Genomic DNA, 10,260 nt, shown 5'->3' on the forward strand with positions numbered 1-10,260 from the left:
TACCGGTGTCATCCACTAATCCGTGAATCCGCAGACGTTTCTTTCCAACCATCCAAATCCGCATCCATTAACGGTATCATCCAGTGTCATAACCTTTGATGCTACTGTTACCGCATCTTTCCGACATCGCTTCCATCCGCGGTCTGTCTGTTGGTCATGACAATCCGTCAACGGTCCCGTCCGATATTGCTTCCATCATCCCAACCGTTACCGGAATCATCGGATAATATGACCATTATTCCGCTATCAGAAGGCCGGTTGCAACCGTCCGCACTGCAAATAAAAAAGGATTTTCCCGAATAATCGCCATCATCCGGAGACGGTGACGACCCTTGTCATCGTATGACATCTTGTTACATATAACATACTGTTTTATAGGTAGATATACCGCCGTAACTTTGCCACCGACAACGGAATGGATGCCGGATGGAGTTATCCCGAAGCCGAAGAATGAGGCTGAAGGTCAAAATTCAATTTGACTTCAGGCAAATTCATGTTCAAGCGAACATAGCAAGTTGTGTTTTGGGCAGCCCGAAATGATTCGGGCATCCCAAAACAAACTTGCCACTCGCCTGAAGGCTCGGGAGGGATTTCCTCCAAAGTCGGAAATCCATGACGTAAAATCAGAAACAGAAAATCTCAATGCGTATGGAAGAAAACAGTAAAAGAAGAACAAGAAGAAGCACGGGCAGAAAACCGAAGACCGACCCGGCAGTATTCCGCTACGGTATCAAACTGACTTCGGAAGAGAACGGAAATTTCGAGCTGCTGTTTGAAAAATCCGGGATGAAACAACGGGCAAGATTCATCAAGGCGATGATTTTCGGACGTGAAATGAAGGTCGTCAGAATCGACAAGGCTGCGATGGACTACTATATCAGACTTACAAATTTCTATCACCAGTTCCAGGCCATTGGCAACAACTACAACCAGACTGTTAAGGCAGTCAAGTCCAATTTCGGCGAGAAACGGGCGTTCGCCCTGCTCCGCAATCTGGAAAAGGCCACCATCGACCTGGTGGTGCTGAGCAAGCGGATCATCATGCTTACCCGGGAGTTCGAGGAGGAATACCTTATAAAAAGAAAGAAGGAGGAACAGCAGAATGGTGGCTAAGATCAACAGGGGTGTATCACTCTACGGGGCGGTCATCTACAACCAGCGTAAAGTGGATGAGGCAACCGCCCGTATCATCGCGGGCAACCGCATGATTACCGACCTCACCGGAAATCCCCACAATGTCATGCAGCAGACGCTATGGGCTTTCGAGAGCTACCTCGCCGCCAACAGGAACACGGAGAAGCCGGTGCTGCATATCTCCCTGAACCCATCGGCGGACGACCGCCTCACGGACGGGCAGTTCGCGGAACTGGCACGCGAGTACATGCGGAAAATGGGCTACAGCGACCAGCCCTACATCGTCTATCTGCACGAGGACATCGGCCGCAGGCATGTCCATATTGTCTCCACCTGCGTGAAGGAGAACGGCGAGAAAATCAGTGACGCATACGAATGGAATCGTTCGATGAAAGCCTGCCGGGAACTGGAAAACAGATTCGGACTCAAGCCTGTGGCTGACAAGCGGAACGAACTGCTGGAACCGTATCTCAAGAAGGCGGACTACCGGGACGGGGACGTGAAACGTCAGGTCGGCAATATCCTCAAAAGTGTGTTCACCGCCTACCGCTTCCAGACATTCGGGGAGTTCAGTGCCATGCTCTCATGCTTCAACATCGAGGCCAAACAGGTTCGGGGAGAATTTGAAGGCTCACCCTACAACGGTATCGTATATACCCTGACGGACGATGCGGGCGGGCCGGTATGCACGCCCATCAAGTCTTCGCTCATCGGCAAGCGCTTCGGCTACGAAGGGATAGAAAAAAGGATTGCCGTCAATGTCCGAGATTTCAGAAACCGGAAGTGGCAGCCGAAAATCCATGATGCCGTCACGCTGGCCAGGCACGGCTGCCGAGGAAACCGGGAAGATTTCATCCGGCTGCTCGGGGAAAAGGGCATTGACGTGGTGTTCAGGGAAAACGAGGAAGGCCGTATCTACGGCGTGACCTTCATAGACCACAGAAACCGTGAGGTATATAACGGTTCCCGTCTGGGCAAGGAGTTTTCCGCCAACGCCTTCGAACAGCTTTTTAACAGGCCGCAGGAATTTCCGGAGCCGGAATCCACCGGACAATATACCTCCACACGGGAGAGCCTTTCCGACAACATGGAAAGCGCCATCGAGCAGGCTTTCGGAATATTCAGTCCCGACATCAACGGGCCGGACCCACAGGAGGAGGCACTCGCCCGCAGACTACAACGCAAGAAAAAGAAGAAACGCCGTTCACGCGGCATATCCTGATTGTCAATTACCAACCATCAAAATTTTTACAGTTATGCAACAAGAAGATGATTTGAGAGGACTGGCCAAGGTCATGGAGTTCATGCGTGCCATTTCCATCGTGTTTATTGTAATCCATGTCTACTGGTTCTGCTACAGCGCATTCGTGGGCATGGGTATCAACATCGGAGTCGTGGACAGGATTCTGCTGAACTTCCAGAGGACGGCAGGACTGTTCAGCAACCTGCTTGTGACGAAAGTGTTCGCCTTCATATTCCTGGGACTTTCGTGTCTGGGTACGAAAGGTGTCAAGAACCAGAAGATGACGTGGCGGAAAATATACGCCGCCTTCCTCGGCGGCATCGTCCTATTCTTCATGAACTGGTGGATGCTTGACCTGCCGTTCAATACGACAGTGAACGCTACCGTATATACGCTGACGCTCACCATAGGCTACATTCTCCTGCTCATGTCGGGAATATGGATCAGCCGTATGCTGAAACACAACCTCATGGAAGACGTGTTCAACACCGCCAACGAAAGTTTCATGCAGGAAACAAGGCTTATGGAAAACGAGTATTCCGTCAACCTGCCCACGAAATTTGTCTATCAGGGCAAGGAATGGGACGGCTGGATCAATATCGTAAACCCGTTCCGAGCCTCTATCGTACTGGGAACACCGGGCTCCGGAAAGAGCTATGCCGTGGTGAACAACTACATCAAACAGCAAATCGAGAAATCCTTTGCCATGTATATCTATGACTACAAGTTTCCGGACCTCTCGGAGATAGCCTACAACCATCTGCTCAAGCACAGACAACATTACAAGGTCAAGCCGGAATTCTACGTCATCAATTTCGACGACCCTAGACGCAGCCACCGCTGCAATCCCATCAATCCAAGATTCATGGCGGACATATCGGATGCCTATGAGTCAGCTTACACGATAATGCTCAATTTGAACAAGACCTGGATACAGAAACAGGGTGATTTTTTCGTGGAGTCACCGATTATCCTGCTTGCCGCAATCATCTGGTATTTGCGGATTTACAAGGACGGAAAGTATTGCACGTTCCCTCATGCGATCGAATTTCTTAACAAGCCGTATGCCGATATCTTCACGATTCTTACCTCTTATCCGTCCCTCGAAAACTATCTTTCCCCCTTTATGGACGCATGGCAAGGTGGAGCTCAAGACCAGCTCCAGGGCCAGATAGCAAGTGCGAAAATCCCTCTTTCGCGAATGATCTCGCCACAGCTTTACTGGGTGATGACGGGAGACGATTTCACGCTGGATTTGAACAATCCCGAACACCCCAAAATCCTCTGCGTGGGCAATAATCCGGACAGGCAGAATATCTATTCGGCGGCTCTCGGCCTGTACAATTCGCGCATCGTCAAATTGGTGAACAAGAAAGGACAACTGAAAAGTTCCATCATCATCGACGAGCTTCCGACCATCTATTTCCGTGGTATCGACAACCTGATTGCGACCGCCCGAAGCAACAAGGTGGCCGTCTGTCTCGGCTTCCAGGACTTCTCGCAGCTTGCACGTGACTACGGCGACAAGGAGGCGAAGGTTATCCAGAACACGGTGGGCAATATCTTCAGCGGACAGGTGGTCGGAGAAACGGCAAAATCATTGTCGGAACGGTTCGGCAAGATTCTCCAGCAGCGGCAGTCCATATCCATCAACCGTCAGGACACTTCGACTTCCATCAACACGCAGCTTGATTCCCTGATACCCGCTTCCAAGATAGCCAATCTTTCGCAGGGTACATTCGTTGGCAGCGTGGCAGACAATTTCGGGGAAGAGATAGAGCAGAAGATTTTCCATGCCCGCATCATCGTGGACAGCGCGAAAGTGTCGGAAGAGATGAAAGCCTACAAGAAAATTCCTGTCATCAACGAGTTCAGGGACGCAGACGGAAACGACATCATGCAGCAACAGATTGACCGCAACTACTCGCAGATAAAGGCGGACGTGTTGCAGATAATAGAGGATGAGATAACACGCATAAAAAATGATCCGGAACTGAGACACCTCATCCCGCAGCAGGAGGAAGAAGAGAACAATGACGGAGAATAAAGGAAAAAGGAGACCGCTGTTTTATTTCCGCCTGCAAAGGTCGTCCCGTGCCCGCTGGATTGTGCAAGGCCGGGCCCCTCCGTGGTTTGCTGAAAAAATCATCCTCGCCGGGGGCTCCGGTATTTTTTCGCAAAGCCTTGCGCAATCCGGCACGGGACAGAAAGGCAGGCAAGAAATAAAATACCGGCTTGACAAGCCGCAGATGTCTAACTCAAAAAATGAAAAATATGAGCAGAAGCAACTTCACCCCGATGGAAAGATTCCATGAGATTCTAAACGGACACGGACTACAGGCCATGAACATAGGTACAAACCATATCCGTATCTTCAGGGACGGACGGAAAATGTTCGACTACTATCCGTTGAGGATGAAACTCTTCGACTACCACAACTGGTACCAGCTTACCTATCCATCCTTCGGCAATGGCGACGGAAAATGGGAACAGGAACTTCAGGAGATAATCGGCAGACTTTCCGCCGCATAAACGGTATGCTATGGCAGCGCACATGAAACAGACGGAATGGGACAACATTCCCGAATGGGCCATATATGCCCTGGAATACGGAACGGAAGAGGACGGCAGCCTGAACGAAGAGGAACGGGCTATGATTGATAAGTTTGTCGGCACACATTTCCCGAAAGGATACACGATGAGCGTGGACTGGGACGCCTGCAACGAGTTTGACCGCTATCCCGCATTTGGAGAGCCTTGCAAGACCTGCAAGGTTCTTTTTGTTTCACCATAAATACACAGAAAAATGAAAAGAATGACACTGAGCGAATATCTCGCTGTTCCCGAAAATTACCGGGGAGTATGGACTACCGAACGGTGGGACATTCCCGATTGGGAAAACTTGAGAAAAAGCCACATGGGAAAACGTACCCTGATGGTATATGACAGAGGCACGTGCCTGCTTGTCGAGGGGCTGAGTCTTGAAATCGTGGATGACAGTTCCTGGAAGAAGCCGGAGGAAATCAAGAAGGAAATCCGTGAAAAATATCAGGAGTACCGTAATGAAAAGGAACATGAACCGCATTTCCTCGAATGCGTCATACGCTGGAACGATACCTTGGAGACACTGGAAACAAGAATAGCCCTGGACATGGATTCCGATACGGAAATGGATGATGAAATCTTCTTCTACTGCGATACTCTGGACAGCCTGCTGTCGCTGGCTGACAAAAGCGGGGAAGATTTTGTCATAGCCGGATGTTTCGGATTCGGTGAATATGAAGAACTGTTACAGACAACATAAAAATGAATGAATATGATAATCAAATGTCAGGAACACTATAACAAGGTGGTGGAATACGCAAAAAGTATCGGAGACAATACCTTACAACAATGCATCGAACGATTGCAACAGTGGGAAAAGAACTCGAACGGGAAATATGAAATTGAACTCTACCGGGACTTCGCACCCCATTCGTTCGGATTCGCCGAAAGAACTCCCGACGGACGGACTGGAGTCGTCGGAGGGGTACTCTATCATGGCAGACCGGACGAATCATACGCCGTGATGCTCAATCCGTTCCATGGATGGAGCAGTAAGCATTCTATTTTCCGCTACGACAATTTTATCGGCTGTTTTTCAGCCGATAAAATAAAAATGTCCGCAAGAAAATATTTTTGTTTTAACATTCCGATTTATAAAAACATGGCAGAAGAGCCTTCTTGTCGCAGTCCTTACCATGAAGAATACATTCAAACAAGTGTTTCAGGTAATCCTGAGGATCTATATCGTTCAACTTACAGCTTTCTATCAGAGAGAAGATGAATGCCGAGTTTTCTGCGGCTGCCTCACTTCCTATATTCATGCAGTTCTTAAGTAGCAGCTTTACAGGTTTCATTCTTTGCTCACAGAGGTTGTTCGAGATTTCCGCAGAACCGTCCTTTAGTATATTTCTCAGGGATTTCCACTGGTTTAACGTATAGTTTACTGCCTTTCTCATCAGTTCGTTAGCCATAATCTTCGCATCCTGCATCATCATGACCACCTTATGATGGATACGTTCAAGAATAGGTCCTGTAAGTTTAAGTCTTTTTCCCTTTATCTGCTCACCGCTGAGTTTCATTGTGCGGAACAGGTCTTCATTCCTGAATAAATCACCGATAGAATCTATTATGTCCATCGCCGTCCTGTCTGATGGCAAAGCATCAACCCACAACCTCCTGCAGTGCGTCCAGCATCCTATATGAAGCACCTTTGAGCCTTCTCCGTCATACATTCTGTAAACCGTATATCCGTCTGTAGATATACCTCAAATCCGCAACCTATAGGGTTTAGTGGGATTTTGCTTGCAAAGCGACAAAATTCATTTTATTGTACATATTTCTTGCACAACAGAAATGTCGCAGACACAAAATCCCCTTACCCCATAAAGCGACTTGAGGTAATACGCTGGTTTAACCAGAAAAGCATGGTCTTTAACCAAAGTCTGTCTTGAACAGGTTGGCATAAGCATTGTTGTCTGAGTAAATATTCAATACATGCCTACGTGATGTCTTAATCCATTTCGCAGGAACAGAGATGAACTTGAAAACAAAGGTCTTGATTCTGCTGGTGGCACGCAATCCAAATTCATGGGTTTTCAATCTCTGCATAATAGCTTTGTAGAAGTTTCTGATGAGAGCTGTCATAAGCAGGAATACAGTATTCTGTGCCATGAACGATTTTGGCAATCGATTCCAGCCAAAGCCATTGTTCATGTCATCGAAGATGCGTTCCTTGCCACCACGAAGATTGTAGAATTCCACGATGTCTCTTGCACTCGACTTGTAATCGTTAGTCAGTATACATCTGTAGGTATATTCGCCTTCCCAAATGTCAAGGTCTCCATCTATTCGCCTTTGTCTCTGTATGACAAGACGATACGGTTTTCCTTTCCATTTCTCAACAAGGATGGAATTCAGCTCAAATTCAATACCGTTGATTTCAACAGTTTTCCATCCAGTCAAGGCAAACATGGAATCGTAGAAGGAAGAGCATCTGTTGGCACGAATATAAAAATGCCTGCAATGAGCCTCTACCATATCTACGATTTCCTCCGAGCATGAGCCGCAATCCATGCGGGCACGGGATATATATACTTCTGATGCCTCCAGTCGCTTGAAGATTCTTTCCAAAGTCTCTCTTTGGTTGAAGCGCACGTTTGTGTTGCCGTCTCTATTTTCAATACCGACAATCATGTCGTTAATGACTGCCACACCTGGACTATAGCCCAGGAACTTCTTGTAGGTTGGTTTTGCATCATGCTTCTCTGTTTCAATGAACTGATGGTCAAAGTCAAAATCATACTCTTGACCGGATTTCAATTGACCAGTAGCAAGCAGGGCTTTGATCAATAAGCAGTTCATCTTGTCTGCAGTATTGAAATCATAGGAGTTGCCAGAAGCAGATTTATAGGTGATGTTCTTACAAGTCAGTTCTTCGATAGCACGCAATATGGTGTCTGCGCTGCAAGTGCGAAGAGTTGGATGAAGAGACAAATGTTTCATCAAGTGAGTTGTAACATCCTCAATACATGAGCCGCCACAAAGATATACGCACATCAGAGAGCGTAGAATTTCGCTATATTGATAACCAAACATAGTGCATCTCAATCCCAAGGTGGAATCTATGGTTTGAGCTAAAAGAGCATCAAATTGCTCCATAATAGAAAAAATTCCTCCAAAAGGAGTGAGTTTCTCAGATTTTATTTGTATTTTGCCATGCCATATTAGAGTTTTGCTTGTCTTCTTTTCGCAACACTAAGGTAAGTGAAAATTCTGACATGGCAAAATCCTGGGCAACTTTTTGTTGCTCAGGAACTTATAAATAATGTTAAACTATAGTGTTGCGGAATTAAGGATAAATAAGAATTTAGGAGATAATATAAATGGAAAAATACAACAATTGGAAACTTAAGTTTTATACAATATGGGCAGGGCAGGCAGTATCATTAATCACTAGTGCCATCCTGCAAATGGCGATTATTTTTTACCTTACAGAAAAAACAGGATCTGCGATGGTCTTGTCTATGGCTTCACTTGTAGGTTTTTTACCCTATGCGGTCTTTGGACCAGCCATTGGTGTATTAGTGGATCGTCATGATAGGAAGAAGATAATGATTGGTGCTGATTTAATTATCGCAGCAGCTGGGGCAGTGCTTGCTATTGTTGCATTGTATATGGAGCTACCTATCTGGATGGTTATGGTAGTATTGTTTATCCGTAGCATTGGAACGGCTTTTCACACCCCGGCTCTCAATGCGGTTACGCCACTTTTAGTACCAGAAGAACAGCTTACGAAATGTGCAGGCTATAGTCAGTCTTTGCAGTCTATAAGCTATATTGTTAGTCCGGCGGTTGCAGCATTGTTATATTCTGTTTGGGAATTAAATGCTATTATTGCCATCGATGTATTGGGGTGCTATGATTGCGTCTATTACGGTAGCAATTGTACGTATTCCTAAGCTATGCGATCAAGTGCAAAGCTTGAAACCAAATTTCATAAGAGAAATGAAAGAAGGAATGGCTGTACTACGGCAAAATAAAGGATTATTTGCTTTATTACTCGTTGGAACATTATATATGTTTGTTTATATGCCCATAAATGCATTATATCCTTTAATCACTATGGAATATTATAATGGTACACCGATGCATATTTCTATTACGGAGATTGCTTATGCCTCTGGTATGTTGATAGGGGGTCTATTATTAGGGTTATTTGGGAATTACCAAAAGCGAATCTTATTAATAACGGCATCCATTTTTATGATGGGGATAAGCTTAACCATTTCAGGATTACTTCCCCAAAGTGGATTTTTCATATTTGTAGTCTGCTGTGCAATAATGGGGCTTTCGGTTCCGTTTTACAGCGGTGTGCAAACAGCTCTTTTTCAGGAGAAAATTAAGCCTGAATATTTAGGACGTGTATTTTCTTTAACTGGAAGTATCATGTCTCTTGCTATGCCAATTGGGTTAATTCTTTCTGGATTCTTTGCTGATAGAATCGGTGTAAATCATTGGTTTTTACTATCAGGTATTTTAATTATTTGCATTGCAATAGTTTGCCCAATGATAACTGAGATTAGAAAATTAGATGCAAAACAAAATAAAGGAGTGTGTTCGTATGATATATCTGACAAATATTTTACATAAAAATTCGATACATATATTTTTAGAGTATTTTTAGTATTTTAAGTAAAATAGATATGTAGATTATTGATTTTTTGTTTTAGAAATGTTATTATAATAATGGTAGTTTATCGTATTTTGTAATTATATTTCTCGAAAGGTATTGATGATATGAAAAATAAAAACACAATAATTATCACTGAAGAAATGATAAATTCGGACCCATACGGTTATACATATAAAGAAATTTGTGATTGCGTTGGAGAAAAAAAAGCTCGATCGCTTATGCATGCCCTTTATAAGGAAAAGCCCCAAAAGAAATATCAAACAATGAGCATTAATGATATTTATAATGGCGGTGACACAAGAAAATACTCTTTCAAATTAAAGGATGGTTACTGCGTTGAAACTGTTTGCATAAAGAGAAAAACAGGTGTAACTGTATGTGTTAGTACAATGGTAGGATGTCCTGTCGGTTGTATTTTTTGTGCATCTGGAAGTAATGGATTTATAAGAAATTTAACTCCTTCCGAAATTGTGCAACAAGTAACATTACTGAAGGAAAAAGTCAACAGAATTGTATATATGGGAATGGGTGAACCATTTTTTAATTATCCTTAATTCCGCAACACTATTACAAATATAACTTTTTAAGTACCTGAGCAACAAAAAGTTGCTCAGGATTTTGCCATGTCAGATTTTTCACCTATCTT

Annotated in this window: 9 protein-coding genes and 3 pseudogenes; 10 read left to right on the top strand and 2 right to left on the bottom strand. The window is 44.8% G+C overall.

Features of this window, described 5'->3' with window-relative positions; translation table 11 throughout:
* Positions 1-95: 95 nt before the first annotated feature.
* The 8 genes and pseudogenes from OCV81_RS06995 to OCV81_RS07030 all read left to right on the top strand — a co-directional run.
* Positions 96-227 (top strand): hypothetical protein, encoded by a 132-nt coding sequence (locus OCV81_RS06995; protein ID WP_262640236.1) that lies wholly within the window; start codon positions 96-98, stop codon positions 225-227.
* A 415-nt stretch (positions 228-642) separates the two neighbouring features.
* Complete coding sequence (mobA, locus tag OCV81_RS07000) at positions 643-1,113, top strand: conjugal transfer protein MobA (RefSeq protein WP_017141823.1); 471 nt, start codon at positions 643-645, stop codon at positions 1,111-1,113.
* Positions 1,103-2,356 (top strand): conjugal transfer protein MobB, encoded by a 1,254-nt coding sequence (gene mobB, locus OCV81_RS07005; RefSeq protein WP_148329413.1) that lies wholly within the window; start codon positions 1,103-1,105, stop codon positions 2,354-2,356. The genes mobA and mobB overlap by 11 nt, the downstream gene beginning before the upstream one ends.
* A 34-nt stretch (positions 2,357-2,390) precedes the next feature.
* Positions 2,391-4,424 (top strand): conjugal transfer protein MobC, encoded by a 2,034-nt coding sequence (mobC, locus tag OCV81_RS07010; protein WP_148329414.1) that lies wholly within the window; start codon positions 2,391-2,393, stop codon positions 4,422-4,424.
* Between the two features lie 227 nt (positions 4,425-4,651).
* Positions 4,652-4,909: a hypothetical protein gene (locus OCV81_RS07015; RefSeq protein ID WP_005801804.1), complete on the top strand. Its 258-nt coding sequence runs from the start codon at positions 4,652-4,654 to the stop codon at positions 4,907-4,909.
* Positions 4,910-4,919: 10 nt separating this feature from the next.
* On the top strand, positions 4,920-5,171 hold the full coding sequence (locus OCV81_RS07020; protein ID WP_148329415.1) for a DUF6926 domain-containing protein: 252 nt from the start codon (positions 4,920-4,922) through the stop codon (positions 5,169-5,171).
* A gap of 12 nt (positions 5,172-5,183) precedes the next feature.
* A complete protein-coding gene (locus tag OCV81_RS07025) occupies positions 5,184-5,681 on the top strand; it encodes a hypothetical protein (protein WP_118328070.1) in 498 nt (165 codons plus the stop codon).
* Positions 5,682-5,693: 12 nt separating this feature from the next.
* Positions 5,694-5,972: pseudogene (locus OCV81_RS07030) on the top strand (DUF4120 family protein); the annotation flags it as partial.
* A gap of 88 nt (positions 5,973-6,060) precedes the next feature.
* Here OCV81_RS07030 and OCV81_RS07035 read toward each other — a convergent pair.
* Both OCV81_RS07035 and OCV81_RS07040 read right to left on the bottom strand, forming a co-directional pair.
* Positions 6,061-6,684: pseudogene (locus tag OCV81_RS07035) on the bottom strand (IS66 family transposase); the annotation flags it as partial.
* A gap of 169 nt (positions 6,685-6,853) precedes the next feature.
* A complete protein-coding gene (locus OCV81_RS07040; protein WP_148329416.1) occupies positions 6,854-8,146 on the bottom strand; it encodes an IS1380-like element IS942 family transposase in 1,293 nt (430 codons plus the stop codon).
* A 158-nt stretch (positions 8,147-8,304) separates the two neighbouring features.
* On the opposite strand from OCV81_RS07040, the pseudogene mef(A) reads away from it, so the two are divergent.
* Positions 8,305-9,571: pseudogene (gene mef(A) / locus OCV81_RS07045) on the top strand (macrolide efflux MFS transporter Mef(A)).
* Between the two features lie 147 nt (positions 9,572-9,718).
* Complete coding sequence (locus tag OCV81_RS07050; RefSeq protein WP_148329417.1) at positions 9,719-10,168, top strand: radical SAM protein; 450 nt, start codon at positions 9,719-9,721, stop codon at positions 10,166-10,168.
* The last annotated feature ends 92 nt before the right edge of the window (positions 10,169-10,260 follow it).

Origin of the sequence: Phocaeicola fibrisolvens (assembly GCF_025567125.1) — a bacterium.
Classification (GTDB): Bacteria; Bacteroidota; Bacteroidia; order Bacteroidales; family Bacteroidaceae; genus Phocaeicola; species Phocaeicola fibrisolvens.

What these genes read in the sequence shown, in the direction of transcription:
- mobA (WP_017141823.1), top strand. Translation starts at nt 643, where the DNA reads ATGCGTATGGAAGAAAACAGTAAAAGAAGAACAAGAAGAAGCACGGGC.
- mobB (WP_148329413.1), top strand. Translation starts at nt 1,103, where the DNA reads ATGGTGGCTAAGATCAACAGGGGTGTATCACTCTACGGGGCGGTCATC.
- mobC (WP_148329414.1), top strand. Translation starts at nt 2,391, where the DNA reads ATGCAACAAGAAGATGATTTGAGAGGACTGGCCAAGGTCATGGAGTTC.
- OCV81_RS07015 (WP_005801804.1), top strand. Translation starts at nt 4,652, where the DNA reads ATGAGCAGAAGCAACTTCACCCCGATGGAAAGATTCCATGAGATTCTA.
- OCV81_RS07020 (WP_148329415.1), top strand. Translation starts at nt 4,920, where the DNA reads ATGGCAGCGCACATGAAACAGACGGAATGGGACAACATTCCCGAATGG.
- OCV81_RS07025 (WP_118328070.1), top strand. Translation starts at nt 5,184, where the DNA reads ATGAAAAGAATGACACTGAGCGAATATCTCGCTGTTCCCGAAAATTAC.
- OCV81_RS07050 (WP_148329417.1), top strand. Translation starts at nt 9,719, where the DNA reads ATGAAAAATAAAAACACAATAATTATCACTGAAGAAATGATAAATTCG.